Below are 16,481 nucleotides of genomic sequence, written 5' to 3' on the forward strand. Positions count from 1 at the left end.
CAGACAAAAATACTATGAAAGATACCATACAGCTCCCTATTTTCAAAGACTTTGACGGATACTCTCCAAAGTATCACTTTTTCAAGAATTCCTTGCTTGGCCAGATCCATGACAGCCTGCCATGGGAAAAGCTTTCGAGCCTTGTTCCTGAAAAGCTGCAGGGGCCTGGTGCCCCAAGGTGGTTCGGTGCCAAGGGCATGTTTGCCCTGATGTTTTTGAAAGCCTACCTGAATACCTCAGACCGCCAATTGATAGAGCGTTTCAATACCGACTGGAGCCTTCAGTATTTCTGCGGGAAAGTATTGGCAGCAGACCAACAGATCCGGGACCTTACCATTATGACACGGATCAGGGCCTACATCGAGGAACATTGCCACTGGGAACAGATCCAAGAGGTACTAATGGATCACTGGAAACAGGATGTGGACAACAGCCACGTCTTATTAATGGATGCCACCTGTTATGAAAGTTATGTCCGTTTCCCCACCGACCCCAAACTACTCTGGGAATGCTGCCAGTGGGTGTTTGAAAAGCAACTGTTCAAAAAATGTAAACAATTGGGCATAAAAAGGCCCCGGTCAAAATACAGGGAGCAGAAGGCCAAACAGCTTGGCTACTTCCGTAAAAGACGCAAATCCTTTAAGGAAACCCTCAAAAGGAAAAAATCCCTGGTCTTCCTGTTGGAAAAAGGACTTGGCCAGTTACAAGAGATCCTAGACTTTTATCAAGGGGCGGGGCTTAAACCAAATGACTTTGCCTGTCTGAAGACCATCAAAAAAGTCTTGGTCCAGCAGCAGTTTTTGTTGGAAAATCCTCCCTCCGAACTTAAGGACCGCATCGTTTCCCTCCATAAACCTTATCTCCGGCCGATCGTCCGGGGAAAGGAAAACAAACCTGTGGAGTTCGGTATGAAAGCCCATATCCTTCAGACAGGCGGGCTATCATTTATCGATAAACTGGACTTCAACAACTTCAATGAATGTACCCGGTTGAAAATATCCACGGTAAAACATACCCGGATTTTCGGACAGACTTCCCAGCTGGGTGCCGACCGGATTTATGCCACCAATGCCAACAGAAAGTATTGTACCTCCAAAGACATATTCACCGGCTTCCCCAAAAAAGGCCCCAAACCGCACAACAAAGCCGAAAAGATTCTGAGTGCTGAAGTCTCCAAACAAAGGGCAACGGCAATGGAAGGGGCTTTCGGCAACCATAAAAACCACTATGGACTGGTTAAAATACGAGTAAAGGGAGATAAAAGGGAAAAGCTGGCCGTGCTGTTCGGCATTATGGCAGCCAACGCCGTAGCAGTTGCCAAACGAAGAAACCAACAGGAATCCCCGCCCATCAACAAAGCTGCTTGACAAAAACTACCGCCGGAAAGAAGGATTACAGGACAGGTGTGTCCAATTGTCAAAACCACCCCAAAAATCAACCCCTTCAATTCAGTAATTGTACTTTTCCTTACACAAATTGTACTCTGAATTTTACTTCAAAGTACCCTAAAAACAAATTAACCTTTTAGTTAAGTCACTAAAAGGTTAATTATGTCTATTTCCCAAAGAGGCCTAAATAAATGATATAAGCTTCCTTTAGGTGAGCTAATAGCCATACTTTTTCCCCCAAAGCCTTTGAAGGTTTTTTCTTAAATCCCCTTCTCTTGCATTTTGACCAGGCTCAAATAGCTTGACCCCTTTTAACTTATCAGGCATATATTCCTGTTCCACAAAATTGTTGGGGTAATCATGGGAATACTTATAATCTTTCCCATAATTAAGGTCTTTCATCAATTTGGTGGGCGCATTTCTCAAATGAAAAGGCACCGGAAGATCCCCTTCTTGTTTTACAATTGATTGGGCTTGATTGATGGCTATATAACTGGCATTGCTTTTTGCAGAGCTGGCCAGATAGGTAACACATTGGGACAAAATAATTCTTGCTTCAGGGTAACCTATAATCTTTACGGCTTCGAAACATTGGGTAGCCAATAGCAGGGCATTAGGATTTGCATTGCCAATATCCTCTGATGCCAAAATCACCAATCGGCGGGCTATAAATTTCACATCCTCCCCCCCTTCTATCATCCTGGCCAACCAATAGACTGCTGCATTGGGATCAGAGCCCCGGATAGACTTGATAAAGGCGGAAATAATATCATAATGCTGTTCCCCTGATTTGTCATATATGGCCACTCTCTGCTGGGCAATATCCGTCACCAGGTCATTGGTGATAACAATGGGGTCATCCTCTATTGCATCGATGACAATTTCCAATAAGTTCAAAAGCTTTCTACCATCTCCCCCTGAAAGGCGCAGCAAGGCCTCCGTTTCCTTCAATTCCACTTGCTTATTTTTTAATAAGGTATCCTTTTCCAATGCCTGTTTCACCATGGTTTCCAAGTCTGCTCTTTCCAGGGCATTGAGGGTAAATACCTGGCAACGGGAAAGCAAAGCTGCATTGACCTCAAATGATGGATTTTCTGTAGTAGCACCTATCAACCTTATCATCCCTTTTTCCACCGCCCCTAATAGGGCATCCTGTTGGGATTTATTAAAGCGATGGATCTCATCAATAAACAAAACCACTCCCTGTTGGAACCTCGCTTTTTCAATTACCTGCCGGATATCTTTCACCCCTGCACTGATAGCACTTAAGGTATAGAAAGGTGCTTTCACCTCATTGGCGATGATATTGGCGATGGTGGTTTTTCCCACCCCGGGAGGCCCCCAGAGGATCAAAGAGGGCACACTGCCCGATTTGATAGCCCGGTATAAAAAAGTAGTGGGAGCAGTCAAATGGGATTGGCCGATCAGGTCTTCAAGACGGGTAGGCCGCATTCGCTCAGCAAGGGGAGTTTGATTCATGGTTAGCCAGCTTTAATTTATGCATTAAAAATGGAAAGACTTGGTTTTAACATACTTTCCATAATCTTCCGCTCAAAAGTAGAGTTTGAACGGGAGGAATCCAATCAATTAAAAGGTAATACCCTATTTTAAAGAATCCATATGGACCTATTCATCTTTGGGGTCTTTTTTAAACATGAAATCCAAAGGCCCACCTTCTGATTTTTTTAGCATTTCATCCAAATCTCCCAATTCTATTTTTAAGGCTTTTGTAGAAAGGTTGATTTCTAAAAGTGAGATAAATAGAGAAATCAAAAGGGCAATCATGCTTAACATAAAAGTGATATTAGCTGCCATTTTAAATTCCTGATAAATCAAAAACATACAAACTACACATAATAAAAAACTTAACACACCAAAAATCTGCATGCTTTTGATCATAAACACTCTTCTCCTCAAATTTCTGAGCTGTTCCACAATAAGAGTTTCATCGGGCCGCTCCAGGTGTCGGTCATGCAAACCCCGAATTAAACTGGCAATAGCCAGAAATCTATTGGTATATGCCAACATCAACAACGTGATGGCAGAAAAAAGCAAGGCTGGTGTTGATAATTCCAGTTCCATATCCTTCCAATTTGTTATTACCCAAATTGATTAATTTTAAGCAAAATAAAAACCCCGCAAACTGATTTGACGGGGTTAATATTCCTTTTTTATTCAAGTAAATTAAACATTTTCTCCAATGACCACCATTTTTTCAAGTGTCGGGGTTTCACTTCCTCCCTTGGGCTCAATGGTAATTGCAAATGCACCCGCATTGGCAACGGATTCCATTTGCTGAAGGGAAATCCCCTCCTCGATTTTCACTAGGCCAATCCCCACTGGACCTTCATCCCCAATCGCCCATAATTGATAATCGAATTCATCTTCCAATTGGGCAAGCTTATTAACATTTACAAATACCTCCTGGGATTGCTGTTCCCAGAATACATCAACCCGGGCATCTTTCTGTACATCCAAAGACGATCCACTCAATGGTATCCTACGAAAATCACCTCCCAACAATGTCTCAAGCTGTTCATGGGTTTGCTGGAATTTAGTCTCATTTACCTGCAATTTTTCACTGAGAACATTTCTTTCCTCCATAAGGGAGGTGAATTTTTCATCCACCTCGTTATACTGGACCGCAAAATAAATTGCGAAAGCAGTAGCTATAATGGCGGCAACAGTGGCAGCCACAGCAAAGGCTTTCCATTTTGCAACGGGGATTTCAGGTGTAACCTTGTCAACAGGCTTGGTTTCACTTTTACTTTCAGCATCCCCAAGCAGGGTATCGAATATTTTACCTTTCACCTCTGAAGAAGGACTTGGGCCACTATTTTTGTCAAAAGCAAACATGGCCTCCTGAATCTCCTCCAACTCCCTTTTGATTTCAGGGTGCTTTCCGGCCATTTCAAGCACCTCTTCCCTCTCCTCCTGGCTGAGTTCTCCCAGCACAAAAAGTTCCAACTTTCCTGACGCTATATAAGATTGAGTATCCACTAAATATGATCTAAATTTCTTTTTAATACATTCAAGGCAGCTCGAATCCTGGATTTCACCGTTCCCAATGGGATATCAAATTCTTCGGATATTTCCGAATGAGTAAACCCTTTAAAATAAACACATTCTACAACAAACCGCTGCTCATCATTGAGTTTGCCCATGAGTTCTTTGACCCCAATTCCATCCACAGTTTCTTTGGTATTGGGCTGACCTTCCAAGCCATATACGTAATGATCTATGGTATTGGTCTTTCGTTTCTGGGAAAATTCCTTTGACCGGGTCTTATCAATGGCAGCATTCCTGCAAACATTGGCCATCCAGGTATAAATTTTTCCTTTTGACTCGTCGTATCCCTCAATTCGCTTAACAATTTTGACAAATGCATCATGAAAAACTTCCTCTGCAATATCCTTGTCAGCAATAATCCTGGAAATCACCGCAAACAAAGCCCTTGAATAATTTTCATACAAATACTCAATGGACTGCCGGTCATTGGCTTTTATTCCTGCTATTAGTTGTTCTTGTTTCAAAAGTTGCGATTATATTTTGGTGTATAGGCAAAAAAAAGAAAACACAAGGCCGATTCCAGCCTTGTGATTATAATATTAAAACAAGTTCTTTTAAATTACAAATGAATCACCTCATCATAAGCTGCAGCGGCAGCTTCCATCACGGCTTCTGACATGGTTGGGTGTGGGTGGACAGTCTTGATCAATTCATGACCTGTGGTTTCCAGTTTTCTGATTGCAACGATTTCAGCAATCATCTCTGTCACATTGGAACCGATCATATGACCACCTAGAAGCTCCCCATATTTGGCATCAAAGATCAATTTCACAAAACCATCTTTGGCGCCAGCGGCAGAGGCTTTACCAGATGCAGAGAATGGGAATTTACCCACTTTCACTTCATATCCTTCTTCCTTGGCCTTGGCTTCAGTATAACCAACAGAGGCTATTTCTGGAATACAATAGGTACAACCTGGAATATTATTATAATCCAAAGGCTCTGGTTTTTGGCCTGCGATTTTTTCCACGCAGATAATACCTTCAGCAGATGCCACGTGGGCCAAAGCAGGACCTGGAATCACATCACCTATGGCATAGTAACCTGGCATATTGGTTTTATAATATTCATCCACCTGGATCTTGCCTTTGTCCACCAAAATTCCAACATCCTCAAGTCCACAATTTTCCACATTGGCTACAACACCTGCTGCAGAAAGGACAATGTCGCAATCCAAGGTCTCTTCACCTTTTTTGTTTTTCACCGTTACCTTGCAGCCATCACCTTTGGTATCCACAGCAGTTACCTCAGTGCTGGTCATGATGTTCATGCCGGCCTTTTTATAGATTTTTTCCAAAGACTTGGAAACTTCCTCATCTTCGTTTGGTACAATCCTATCCATAAATTCTACGATAGTTACCTCAGTACCAATAGCAGCATAGAAATAGGCAAACTCAACACCGATAGCCCCAGAACCTACAACAACCATTTTCTTAGGCTGCTTGTCGAGGGTCATGGCTTTACGGTAACCAATGATTTTTTCATTATCAATTTTAAAGGAAGGAAGTTCTCTGGAACGGGCACCAGTTGCAATGATAATGTTATCTGCAGAATAGGTGGTTTTCTTACCTTCTTTATCTTCAACTTCAACTTTTTTTCCTGGCTTTACTTTACCCCAGCCTAAAAGTTGTTCGATTTTATTCTTTTTAAACAGGAATTGGATGCCTTTGCTCATACCTTCGGCTACCCCCCTGCTTCTTTTTACCATGCCACCAAAATCAGCCTTGGGATCTTTCACAGAAATCCCATAATCTTCTGCGTGGTTGATATATTCAAAAACCTGTGCACTTTTCAACAAGGCTTTGGTAGGGATACAACCCCAGTTCAAACAAATACCGCCTAGTTCGGCAGCTTCTACGACAGCGGTTTTCAATCCAAGTTGAGAGGCTCGAATGGCAGCCACATAACCACCTGGACCACTACCTACTACAATAACATCAAATTTTGTTGAAGACATATGTTGTATATTTTAAATAGCTTTTTTATCCCCCGCAAATTTATAATAAATACGCTCAGAAAAAAATTTGGCTTCCAATTAGATCGCCATTTAAAGCCTTATTTCAAAGATTTTAAATCTTTTGGCAAAAATCCAAGGAAGCATAAAGACTCCTGTCAATCCTTTGCCCTCTTCGGCAAGAATTTTGGAATAATTACCTATTTTTGACCCTTTAACCGATTTAAACTTTAAAAACAAATATGGGATTACTAACAGGAAAAACCGCCCTAATCACTGGGGCATCTAAAGGAATTGGCAGGGCCATTGCCCTAAAGTATGCTCAGGAAGGGGCTAATGTAGCCTTTACTTTTTTGTCCAGTGTAGAAAAAGGGCAAGCCTTGGAAAAAGAACTGGCTGATTTTGGCGTCAAAGCCAAAGGTTTCCGTTCAGATGCGTCTGACTTTGCCGCTGCTGAAGCTTTGGTCGCTGATGTAGTCAAAGAATTCGGTTCACTGGATATTTTGATCAATAATGCAGGAATTACCCGGGACAACCTTTTGATGAGAATGAATGAAGCATCCTGGGACGAGGTGATCAATGTCAACCTTAAATCCTGCTTCAACACCGTAAAAGCAGCAACAAGAACCTTGATGAAACAAAAGTCCGGATCCATCATCAATATCACCTCTGTAGTGGGGGTAAAAGGAAATGCTGGTCAAGCCAATTATGCGGCCTCTAAAGCTGGAATCATTGGTTTCACCAAATCCGTAGCTTTGGAACTGGGTTCCAGAGGCATCCGAAGTAATGCAGTAGCTCCAGGGTTTATTGAAACAGAAATGACTGATGTTCTTGACGAAAAAACCGTTCAAGGCTGGAGGGATGCCATCCCAATGAAAAGAGGGGGCCAACCTGAGGAAGTGGCTGATGCCTGCGTATTCTTAGGCTCTGACATGAGTACTTATGTTTCCGGGCAAGTGCTTCAGGTAGATGGCGCTATGCTAACTTAATTTTTGAGAGTAAAGAATCAAGAGTAAAGATAAAAAGAGGCTGTACTCAAAAGTGTTTCACACAATTGACAAGCAAAATTTTATTCTTGCCTTTGAATAATAGGGATTTGATAATAGGGATTCGACCTGCCTTATCAGGGCAAATCATCGAATCCCTAATATCGAATCACCAACACCTATCTAAATACAGACAGAATTTTCCTTGGGGGGGTGTTTAGTGATTTTCACTTATGAGATAGTTCATTATTTTTCCTCCAAATCCGGATCATAAAGCAAATTATCGTTTTCAAAATCATAAAGGGTCAACTGTCTCAGCTCATAATAAGCAGCCCAATATTCCCTTAAAGAACTGATATACCTTTCCCTGTTAGAGTCTTTCTCTGTCTGGGCTATATTCAAGTCTGTAATATTTACCTTACCACTCAAGTACCTTTGACGGGAAATCTCATATCTTTTTGCAGCAACTTCATCCGCCTTTTCACTGATCATAATCCTGTCCTTTAATTGCTGGAAATTTTTTACTTTGGTAAAGATCTCCTGTTCAAAAGTGACGATTTCCTGCTCAAGTGTATAGTTGACAAGCTCCTGATTGGCTTCGGCAATACCCATCCTGGCCTTGTTTCTTCCCCAATCCAAAAGTGGTACGCTAATCCTTAAATTAACTACGGCTTGTTGATTTGGGTTATCATATATATTGGCCCAGTTAAACCCAGCATTATTGTAACCGTAGCTGGCATTTAGGTTCATATTAAACCTTTGCCCCTTAGCACGGGCAACTTCTGCTTCGGCTTCCAATTTCCTTCTTTTAAAAGCCACGGCATCAGACCTGTTTTCAAAGGCCAAATCAATAGCTTTGTCAACATCTACTTTAAACTCCGGAATATCATCGGGCAATACCAGCTCAAATTCTGCACTTTCATTCAAGCCAATGAATGATTTCAATTCGAGGGAAGAGGATTCCAGGTCCAATCTTGCTGAAGCCAAATCCTGCTCTGCCTGAAGCACCCGAAGCTCTACCTGAAGCAATTGGTCCTCCGTTGTGGTTCCGATATTGTACCTTCCTTTTTCTATTTTATAGATCTCCTCCGTATTACTTTTGTTTTGGGAGGCTATGTCAAACCGAATTTGTGCCAAAAGGTAATTAAAAAACAACTGGGTAGCCCTTTGGCTGATCTGCTCCATTTCTTCCACATAACTTTTCTTGCTTTCCTCGTACCTCAGGGGCTCTATTTTCCGGTCCCACTTCAATGGATTGAAAGCAAAAATAGGCTGGGACAACCTTACATTTACGGGAACCCCACTCCAACGGGTACCATTTTCTCCCTCTTGGGCCAGGAAGTTATCAAACCTGCTGGTAGAACTATTGACGGAAATAGTCCCTCCAGTAGCTGTAATTTGCTGTTGGAGTCCCAATTCCATATCCACCAGGTTTTGCTCTACCTGTCTGTACTCAATCGTACCGTCTGGCTGTGTAACAGCGGTTACGGATTGGGAATAACTTGGAATGGTCCCATTCAATCCCAGCTGAGGGTTATAATTAGATTTATAAAATCTGTATTGCCAGTAATTGTTTTCTTTCCTGGTTTGAGCACTTAGGGCTGCCGGTGATACCGACTTGGCACGGGCAATGATATCCTGTAAGGAATACCTGATTTTTTGTTGCCCAAATGCTCCTAAATGAACACTAAAAACAGTGAAAATTAATACTAATCTCAATAATGATTTATTCATATCTTAAAGAAGTTATAGGGTCTTGACTCGCAGCCCTTTTGGCCGGAGTTATTCCAAAAATTAATCCAACGGTAGCAGCCACGCTAAATGAAACTAATATGGAAGAAATGGTTACTATGGTCGGAAAATCCCCAAATCTGGAAACCATGCTAGCTAAAACAATTCCCAGTATTACCCCAATGACACCACCTGAAACACTTATCATCATGGCTTCAAACAGAAATTGGTGGACGATATCAGATTTCTTAGCCCCAAGGGAAAGTCTCAATCCTATTTCCTTAATCCTTTCCATCACAGAAGCCAGCATAATATTCATAATGCCTATACCTCCTACCAGCAAGGAAATTCCTGCAATAGCCCCTAGGACGATGTTAAAAATATTTTGGGTCCTCTGCTGTTGCTTTAGTAGCAATTCGGGAATGGTAATTTCAAAATCCACCACATTGTAATGTTTCCTTTCCAACAACCTGGAAAGAATATCCGCAGTGGGGTTAAGCAGGTTACTTTCTTTTACCTGCACCACCAATTTGTCAATTTGATGGTAGTTCTTTGCCCCGCCAGAGGAGTTACCATTATTATTATCTCCCCTCATCAAACTACCTGAAGTCACCTTTTGACGGTTTTTATAACGGACCAACATGGTCTGAATAGGAATATATACATCCATGTTATAATCCCGTATTCCCAACTTGGCAATGCTATTATCGGAAACTATCTTTTCTTCCAACACTCCGATCACCTCCATCCATTGGTTACCGCATTTGATCCGCTTTCCAATGGCATTTTCCTTACTGAAAAATTTGGTTTGTACACCACGGCCAATAATACATACCGGGTCTCCATTGATAAGGTTGGTATCAGAAAACATGTTGCCTTCCCGCAGTTTAAAATTGGTCACATCAAAGTAAGAGGGCATCACTCCTACCAATTTTGCTGAACGGCGAAGTCCGCTTTTCACAATATGGGTATCTAAAATAACCTCTGGGCTGATTCTTTGGATACCTGGAATAACATCCCTGACAGCTTCAACATCCAACATTCTCAAACCGGGGGAAAATTTACTCTTTTCCTCCCCTAAGCTGGCTCCCAAGTTTTCATCCACTTCCTCTTCTACCTGCTCTACAATTGGTTCTACTATGATGTTATTGACACCCACCAATTTTATTTGCTCCATGATCTCCTTTTGCGCCCCATTTCCGATGGCCATCATGGCAATTACTGCAGCCACCCCAAAAATGATCCCAAGAGCTGTCAATAAAGAACGTAGCCGGTTAGCTACCACCGCTTCAAAGGCAATGTAGAAATTGGCAATTAGCCTTGATCCAAACATAACTAAATATTAATTTCCCGGACTGTTTTCCCTTGGGCCTTGCCCCGGTCCTCTTCCTTGTCTAGAGTCCCTTCTTTTTGGTTTCTCTTCCTCTTCATCCCTTTGGGTTTCCTCTTCTGGCTTTTCATTTCTCTTGCCATTAAGGGCTTCCAGGAGTTTAATGGACTGGTCTTTTTCACTCCAATCGGGAATGGACAAATAAACTTTATCTCCTTCTTCCAAGCCCATATCAACGATCACTTCATCGTAATTGGAAAGGCCTAATTTAACCTCCTGCTTCACCCCATTATTGAGGTATACATAATTGATACTGTCATTTTCCACATGGACTGCTTCCAGGGGAACAAAAAGTGCTTCATCAATTTGTTGGGCTATTATGGTATTGCTGGTGGTCATGGCTGGACGCATCACCGGGTCACTTTCATGGATCAAAATAGTCACTTCAAAAACTTTGGCATCAGAATTTGGACGTTCCTGCCCCACATTAGCCACCCTGGTGACTTTTCCTGTGAATTTTTTCTCCGGGAAAGCATCCAAGCCGATTTCAACTTCCTGACCTACTTTTACCTTTCGGATTTCAACCTCATTGACATAGGTAATACTTTGCATTTCGGTTAAATCAGGCAAGGTAGCCACCACTGGATTCCAGGAACTGATCTGAGAACCTGTTGTAACCTTTTGCCCATTCCGTTGGGTTTCATAAATCACCATTCCATCTTGAGGGGCCGTAATGGTAAACTCATCCAACAAGTCTTGCATTTGCTTAAATTCCCGCTCCTCTTTTCTAAGCCTGGCCGTTCTTTCAGCCATTTTGGCTAATGCCTGGTTGTATTTGATTTTATAATTTTCCCTGGCTTGATCCAGGTCCCTTTTTGCTTTTTCAAGGTCATATTCATTTTGCTTGATGGTGGCCGGCGGCTCATATTGAGACTGCTCCAGCACCAACTTTTTTTGCTCCACATTGTACTCCAAATTAAGGATATTGTCCCTTTCTTGCCGAAGTGTAAGTGCAGTATCCAATTTGGCTTGCTCATACTGAGCCATCTCAGAATCCAAATTATTCTGGGCATCGCTAATCCTTCCATAAAGTTCAGACTTGTCCAAGGAAGCAATAAAACCTCCTTCTTCCACCACCGTCCCTTCATCCACAATTTTTTCTATGGTCATTTGGTAAACCCTGAATTCCCTGGCTCTGTTGGGCCCAGTGACCTGAACAGACCTTAGGGCCTTTAATTCCCCGGTTGTAGCTATTTCAACCGTAAATTCTCCTTTTTTTACAGGAACCAGGATGTCAACACCATCTCCGGATGCTGTGGGAGAAAAAATAAAGTACAGTACCAACACAGCTACTATACTTCCCGCCACGACAAATAGTAAATTCTTTTTCATTTTTAAAACCTCTTGATCGGCATTATTTTATTTTACAAGACAAAATTAAACGTATATATACAAACTTCCTTTCCAGCGAAACCCAAATATAGCCATTAAAATAAAACTTCAAACTAAAGGATTAATTAATGTTTGTTAAAACTGAGCGAAGAATTGTTAAATTGCGGCATCAAAAACCGGGATCCTCAATATGAAAAGCATTATTAGTTTTGTAATCCGCTATATACCAAGGAGTTTATTACAACAAATAAGCCATTTTTTTCTATGGATATTGGCTGTTTTTTATAAAGGGGATCGGGTTGAATGCACCATTTGCCATAGTCAATTCAAAAAATTTTTGCCTTATGGGAGGAAAGCCAGAGAAAATGCCCTTTGTCCCCAATGCCTGGCATTAGAAAGGCATCGATTGATTTGGCTTTTTCTCCGGGAGAAAACTGACTTTTTTACCAAACCCAAAAAAGTCCTCCATATCGCTCCCGAATTCTGTTTTATTGACCGGTTTGAAAAGTTGGATAACCTGGAATACATCACTGGAGACATAGAATCACCATTGGCCAAAGTCAAAATGGATGTTCACCAAATCCCTTTTGAGGACAATACTTTCGATGTAGTTTTTTGTAACCATGTTATGGAGCATGTAGATGATGACATCCAAGCATGCCGGGAGATCAATAGGGTAATGAAAAAAAACGGCTGGGGAATAGTACAATCTCCGGTTTATGACATCCCGGAAACTTTAGAGGATAAAAGCATCACTGATCCAGCAGAAAGGGAAAAATTGTTTGGCCAGAGGGACCATGTCCGAAAATATGGGAAGGATTATGCAAAAAGGTTAAGCACTTCTGGTTTAAATGTGGAAGAAAACAATTATGTCAAAAACCTCCCCTTAGACCATATCCAAAAATACGGCCTGCCGGAAAAAGAAATCATTTTCTTTTGCACCAAAGGGAATTGATGCCAAATTAAATTTCGGGAGAAAAAACAAAAAATCACTTTAAGGGAAGGGGAATTTAGGTTATAATAGGGAGTATTGATTCCTCGGTATTCAGTAGGTCTTGTGCATCATATCTTGAACTTTGTTTCCGCTGATCCCATTCAAAACATCACTTTTAACATGGAAGAAGTTTTATTTTGTACTTAAAACAAGAGCCTTACCCTTGGCCCATAAAAGTCCAGCTCCGTAAGCCAATAATTGTCCATAAGAAGTGGCAATAGATAAAATCCCCACACATAAAGATTTATTTTCCAAGCTGGATGAAACCAAGACTCCCAAGGTCCAAATCCCATAAATCATTGCTCCGGCAAAAAAGTAAGGGTAACAAATAAAGTAAGCCAAAATCACTGACAATGCCCCTAATAAAAACATGGCAGGCATCCAATGAATAGCTTGAATGGATCCAGGGTGATAATGGTTGACATTTACCCTATTAACTCCAAATGAAAAGCCTTGATTAACAAAAGACTTTAAATCATTTCTCCTTTTATGGTAAACAAATGCTTCCCGTACCAGATGCAACTTAAATCCCAATTTCTTAATCCGGATACTTAATTCTATATCCTCTCCCTGATTGGCATCTCTAAACCCTTGGGTAGCATTATAAACTTCACGCGAAAAACCCATATTATAGCCTCTAGCTTGGTATTTGGAAGGATCGGCCACCTTGCCCCTTATGCCCCCGGTAGTTAAAAATGAAGTCATACTGAAATTGATGGCTTTTTGAAAAGCCGAAAATTCACCGGAAGCCTCATCGGGTCCCCCATGGGCATCCAAGTTAAACTCTAAAATGGCTTGATTTAAAATTTTGAGGTAGTTTTCAGGAATCAGGCAGTCAGAATCAAAAAACACAAAATAATCCCCTTTTGCTTTTTCCATCCCATAGTTTCTGGCAAATCCCTGTCCGGAATTTTCCTGGTAAAAATACCTAATTTGCATTTGGGGCTCAAAGGATTCCACCTCCTCCCGGCAGGATATTTTGGATCCATCTTCCACAATGATTACCTCAAAATTTTGATAGACTTGCCTGGAAAGGCTCTCCAATAATTCCTTTATTTCATCAGGGCGATTATATACAGGAATGATAATGGAAAAATACATCAGGACTCGAGATTTAACTCCTCCTCAATATTGTAATCATTTCCTTCCGACTTACTGGAAATCATCATTTCAGCCATAAATCCTGTCAGGAACAATTGAACCCCAACAATCAGTGCTACAATGGCCATAAAAAACAAAGGTTGATCGGTAATTTCCCTTACATAAAGACCATTTTTCAGGGCATAAATCTTTTCAAAAACCAACCATACGGTGATCAAAAATCCAGATAAAAAAGAAAGCGAACCCAATGTTCCAAAAAAGTGCATGGGTTTCTTTTTATAGCGGTTTACAAAAGAAACCGATATCAGGTCCAGAAAGCCATTGATAAAGCGCTCAATTCCGAACTTGGTTACACCAAATTTTCTGGCACGATGTTCTACAACTTTCTCCCCAATTTTGGTAAAGCCATTCCATTTAGCAATCAAAGGGATATATCTGTGCATTTCCCCATAAATATGGATTTGTTTAACGACCTTATTTTTATAGGCTTTTAAACCACAATTGAAATCATGGAGTTGGATTCCGGAAATTTTTCTGGTGACACCGTTAAATAACCTGGAGGGTATGGTTTTGGTAATAGGGTCAAACCTTTTCTTTTTCCATCCAGAAACCACATCATAGTCATTTTCCTTGACCATTTGGTACAATCCCGGAATTTCATCAGGGCTATCTTGAAGGTCTGCATCCATGGTAATGACCACTTCCCCTTTGGCCTTTACAAAACCAATATCCAATGCAGCTGATTTACCGTAATTTCTACTAAACCCTACTCCTTTTATATGTCCATTTTCTTTGGACAATTTTTTGATCACATCCCAAGAACGATCCGAACTTCCATCATTAATAAAAATCACCTCATAATTATAGCCATTTTCTTGCATGACCCGGCTTATCCATTCGATGAGTTCGGGAAGGGATTCTTCCTCATTAAATACAGGAATAATTACGGAAATTTGAATCATTTAAGGTTTAATATTAACTATTTGTTTTTTCTTTCTTTTTAATGATAGCCCCCAGTATCAAAGCTAGAATTGCATAAATAATCAATGCCAATCCAAAGGATTTAATTTGTCCCCAGACCGAAAACCCCTCTAAAAAACCCTCTCTCATTTGATCAATCTGTTCGGAATCCATCGTATCAGCAGCCCCAAACTTCTCTATCATTACCATGGCATTTTCCAATTGTTGTTCAGCCAATACCTCCGGAAGGCTTGGGTCGATAACGTTATAAAGCAGAATATTGAAAAAAATGGAAATAATACCAGTAAAGATCAGGGTGATAAAAGAAAACTGAAAGGCAGAACCAAAATCTATATACCCTCCAATAAATTTTCTGTATTGAAATCCAAAATAAAGGATCAATGCAAAAAACACCACTAAGGCTATAAAACCATACCAACCGGACACAAGCCAAGTGGGGTTGGCAAAATAAACCACAAAGGTTACCGCTGCCATGATCAAGCCTATGATCAAGCCGGTTCTTAGGGCTGCCCTGGAAGGAGATTCATAGGTTTCCATAGGAAAATTTATTTTTTAGTTCGTTTTAAAATTATGGAAATAATGATGGTAAAAAACAATTCCAACATAAATATTTTCAAAAAGATATCCAGGGCAATATCTCCAATGCTCATTTTTTCACTTTCTGCCCAGGTATCCTCAAAAGCTTTTGGGCTAACATTTTCTGAAATATAACTTTCCTGGTTTTTCAACCATTCAAGCTTTGTTGTCCTATATTCCATAAAAATAGAGGAGTCCATATGCAAAAAAGACCATACCCCCAATGATGCCAACACTGCAATAAGCCCATAAATCACGAAACCTACGGTCATACCTTGGGCAAAAACTAATTCCTGCCCATTTTGAGTATCCCTAAAGTTTTTTATCCCCACAAAAACAAAAATTGGGGTAATCATACAGGCAAAAAACAAGGTAAAATCTACAGGATCAAGGTCTACCCAATGAAAAACCCAAAAAGCCAATAAACACAAGGCTGCCCCTACCAAGCCAAATAAATAGGAATGCTTGAAATATTTAATCATTGATTTCCTCTATTTTGCCCTCACTGATCACAACTTTTACTTTTCCTTTTAAGGTTTGATTAAAATAAGGAGAATTAAAGGATAGAGATTTGTTCGTATGCCTATCAAAGTCCCATTCTTCATTGGGATCAAAAATGGTCAGGGAATCTAACTTAGTCTCTTTTTGCCTTAATACTTTGGAAGGGCCTTCAGTGATTTTTTCCACGAGGAGCGGCCAGCCTAATTCCTCCTCCAACTTTACCATTCCTGGTAAAAAAGCTTGCAATCCAGCCATCCCAAAAGATGCCAGGTCAAACTCCATATGTTTGGAATCCCAATCCTGAGGAATATGATTGGAGACCAAAGCATCTATGGTTCCATCTTTCAATCCATCGATCAAAGCAGCCCTTTCTTTTTTACCCCTAAAGGGAGGATTAACCTTTAAATTCGTATCAAAGTCAAACAAATCCTCATCCAAAAACAATAATTGATAAAGGCTAACATCGGCAGTTACCTGA

At 40.8% G+C, this 16,481-nt stretch carries 16 protein-coding genes (1 of these 16 only partly in view); 3 read left to right on the top strand and 13 right to left on the bottom strand.

Annotation, left to right across the window (positions count from 1 at the left end; all coding sequences use genetic code 11):
* Positions 1-14: 14 nt before the first annotated feature.
* Entirely contained in the window at positions 15-1,367 is a 1,353-nt protein-coding gene (locus tag QWY93_RS02265) for a transposase (protein ID WP_290246189.1), read from the top strand.
* 237 nt (positions 1,368-1,604) lie between these two features.
* Here QWY93_RS02265 and QWY93_RS02270 read toward each other — a convergent pair whose 3' ends face one another.
* The 5 genes from QWY93_RS02270 to lpdA all read right to left on the bottom strand — a co-directional run bounded on the left by QWY93_RS02270 (position 1,605) and on the right by lpdA (position 6,414).
* Entirely contained in the window at positions 1,605-2,867 is a 1,263-nt protein-coding gene (locus QWY93_RS02270; RefSeq protein WP_290246572.1) for a replication-associated recombination protein A, read from the bottom strand.
* Positions 2,868-3,014: 147 nt separating this feature from the next.
* Positions 3,015-3,470, bottom strand: coding sequence for a DUF2721 domain-containing protein (locus QWY93_RS02275; RefSeq protein ID WP_290246573.1), 456 nt, complete (start codon positions 3,468-3,470; stop codon positions 3,015-3,017).
* A 102-nt stretch (positions 3,471-3,572) separates the two neighbouring features.
* Positions 3,573-4,388 carry an anti-sigma factor gene (locus tag QWY93_RS02280; RefSeq protein ID WP_290246574.1) on the bottom strand — a complete coding sequence of 272 codons (816 nt, stop codon included), beginning with the start codon at positions 4,386-4,388 and terminating at the stop codon, positions 3,573-3,575.
* Positions 4,388-4,921: an RNA polymerase sigma factor gene (locus QWY93_RS02285; RefSeq protein ID WP_290246575.1), complete on the bottom strand. Its 534-nt coding sequence runs from the start codon at positions 4,919-4,921 to the stop codon at positions 4,388-4,390. Before QWY93_RS02285 ends, QWY93_RS02280 begins: the two co-directional genes overlap by 1 nt.
* Positions 4,922-5,016: 95 nt before the next feature.
* Positions 5,017-6,414, bottom strand: coding sequence for a dihydrolipoyl dehydrogenase (gene lpdA / locus QWY93_RS02290; protein ID WP_290246576.1), 1,398 nt, complete (start codon positions 6,412-6,414; stop codon positions 5,017-5,019).
* Positions 6,415-6,653: 239 nt separating this feature from the next.
* Here lpdA and fabG point away from each other — a divergent pair, with 239 nt between their 5' ends.
* Positions 6,654-7,400, top strand: coding sequence for a 3-oxoacyl-[acyl-carrier-protein] reductase (fabG, locus tag QWY93_RS02295; RefSeq protein WP_290246577.1), 747 nt, complete (start codon positions 6,654-6,656; stop codon positions 7,398-7,400).
* Between the two features lie 243 nt (positions 7,401-7,643).
* On the opposite strand, the gene QWY93_RS02300 is transcribed toward fabG, so the two are convergent.
* Genes QWY93_RS02300 through QWY93_RS02310 form a run of 3 tightly spaced genes read right to left on the bottom strand, consistent with a single transcriptional unit; the run spans position 7,644 to position 11,850 of the window.
* The gene (locus QWY93_RS02300; RefSeq protein WP_290246578.1) at positions 7,644-9,131 is read right to left on the bottom strand and encodes a TolC family protein; all 1,488 of its coding nucleotides are present in this window, start codon (positions 9,129-9,131) and stop codon (positions 7,644-7,646) included.
* Positions 9,124-10,461 carry an ABC transporter permease gene (locus tag QWY93_RS02305; RefSeq protein ID WP_290246579.1) on the bottom strand — a complete coding sequence of 446 codons (1,338 nt, stop codon included), beginning with the start codon at positions 10,459-10,461 and terminating at the stop codon, positions 9,124-9,126. Before QWY93_RS02305 ends, QWY93_RS02300 begins: the two co-directional genes overlap by 8 nt.
* Positions 10,462-10,470: 9 nt before the next feature.
* Positions 10,471-11,850 carry an efflux RND transporter periplasmic adaptor subunit gene (locus QWY93_RS02310; RefSeq protein WP_290246580.1) on the bottom strand — a complete coding sequence of 460 codons (1,380 nt, stop codon included), beginning with the start codon at positions 11,848-11,850 and terminating at the stop codon, positions 10,471-10,473.
* Positions 11,851-12,040: 190 nt separating this feature from the next.
* On the opposite strand from QWY93_RS02310, the gene QWY93_RS02315 reads away from it, so the two are divergent.
* The gene (locus QWY93_RS02315) at positions 12,041-12,805 is read left to right on the top strand and encodes a class I SAM-dependent methyltransferase (protein ID WP_290246581.1); all 765 of its coding nucleotides are present in this window, start codon (positions 12,041-12,043) and stop codon (positions 12,803-12,805) included.
* Positions 12,806-12,976: 171 nt separating this feature from the next.
* On the opposite strand, the gene QWY93_RS02320 is transcribed toward QWY93_RS02315, so the two are convergent.
* The 5 genes in view from QWY93_RS02320 to QWY93_RS02340 are tightly spaced (at most 13 nt apart) and all read right to left on the bottom strand, a layout consistent with a single transcriptional unit that may run on beyond the window.
* On the bottom strand, positions 12,977-13,945 hold the full coding sequence (locus tag QWY93_RS02320) for a glycosyltransferase family 2 protein (RefSeq protein ID WP_290246582.1): 969 nt from the start codon (positions 13,943-13,945) through the stop codon (positions 12,977-12,979).
* Positions 13,945-14,907, bottom strand: a complete 963-nt coding sequence (locus QWY93_RS02325; RefSeq protein ID WP_290246583.1) for a glycosyltransferase family 2 protein — start codon at positions 14,905-14,907, stop codon at positions 13,945-13,947. The genes QWY93_RS02320 and QWY93_RS02325 overlap by 1 nt, the downstream gene beginning before the upstream one ends.
* A 13-nt stretch (positions 14,908-14,920) precedes the next feature.
* A complete protein-coding gene (locus QWY93_RS02330; RefSeq protein WP_290246585.1) occupies positions 14,921-15,463 on the bottom strand; it encodes a DUF4199 domain-containing protein in 543 nt (180 codons plus the stop codon).
* 8 nt (positions 15,464-15,471) lie between these two features.
* Positions 15,472-15,984: a DUF4199 domain-containing protein gene (locus tag QWY93_RS02335; protein WP_290246586.1), complete on the bottom strand. Its 513-nt coding sequence runs from the start codon at positions 15,982-15,984 to the stop codon at positions 15,472-15,474.
* On the bottom strand, positions 15,977-16,481 hold the end of the coding sequence (locus tag QWY93_RS02340) for a dihydroorotase (RefSeq protein ID WP_290246587.1). 737 nt of this gene lie beyond the right edge of the window; 505 of the gene's 1,242 nt are visible here — the last part of the coding sequence; its start codon lies off the right edge, out of view; it ends in the stop codon at positions 15,977-15,979. The genes QWY93_RS02335 and QWY93_RS02340 overlap by 8 nt, the downstream gene beginning before the upstream one ends.

This window comes from Echinicola jeungdonensis, assembly GCF_030409905.1.
In the GTDB taxonomy this organism is placed as follows: Bacteria; Bacteroidota; Bacteroidia; order Cytophagales; family Cyclobacteriaceae; genus Echinicola; species Echinicola jeungdonensis.

Excerpts from the sequence above, each read along its gene's own strand:
- QWY93_RS02310 (WP_290246580.1), bottom strand. The coding sequence starts at position 11,850 with ATGAAAAAGAATTTACTATTTGTCGTGGCGGGAAGTATAGTAGCTGTG.
- QWY93_RS02335 (WP_290246586.1), bottom strand. The coding sequence starts at position 15,984 with ATGATTAAATATTTCAAGCATTCCTATTTATTTGGCTTGGTAGGGGCA.
- QWY93_RS02300 (WP_290246578.1), bottom strand. The coding sequence starts at position 9,131 with ATGAATAAATCATTATTGAGATTAGTATTAATTTTCACTGTTTTTAGT.
- QWY93_RS02270 (WP_290246572.1), bottom strand. The coding sequence starts at position 2,867 with ATGAATCAAACTCCCCTTGCTGAGCGAATGCGGCCTACCCGTCTTGAA.
- QWY93_RS02275 (WP_290246573.1), bottom strand. The coding sequence starts at position 3,470 with ATGGAACTGGAATTATCAACACCAGCCTTGCTTTTTTCTGCCATCACG.
- QWY93_RS02325 (WP_290246583.1), bottom strand. The coding sequence starts at position 14,907 with ATGATTCAAATTTCCGTAATTATTCCTGTATTTAATGAGGAAGAATCC.
- fabG (WP_290246577.1), top strand. The coding sequence starts at position 6,654 with ATGGGATTACTAACAGGAAAAACCGCCCTAATCACTGGGGCATCTAAA.
- QWY93_RS02315 (WP_290246581.1), top strand. The coding sequence starts at position 12,041 with ATGAAAAGCATTATTAGTTTTGTAATCCGCTATATACCAAGGAGTTTA.
- QWY93_RS02330 (WP_290246585.1), bottom strand. The coding sequence starts at position 15,463 with ATGGAAACCTATGAATCTCCTTCCAGGGCAGCCCTAAGAACCGGCTTG.
- QWY93_RS02265 (WP_290246189.1), top strand. The coding sequence starts at position 15 with ATGAAAGATACCATACAGCTCCCTATTTTCAAAGACTTTGACGGATAC.
- lpdA (WP_290246576.1), bottom strand. The coding sequence starts at position 6,414 with ATGTCTTCAACAAAATTTGATGTTATTGTAGTAGGTAGTGGTCCAGGT.
- QWY93_RS02320 (WP_290246582.1), bottom strand. The coding sequence starts at position 13,945 with ATGTATTTTTCCATTATCATTCCTGTATATAATCGCCCTGATGAAATA.
- QWY93_RS02305 (WP_290246579.1), bottom strand. The coding sequence starts at position 10,461 with ATGTTTGGATCAAGGCTAATTGCCAATTTCTACATTGCCTTTGAAGCG.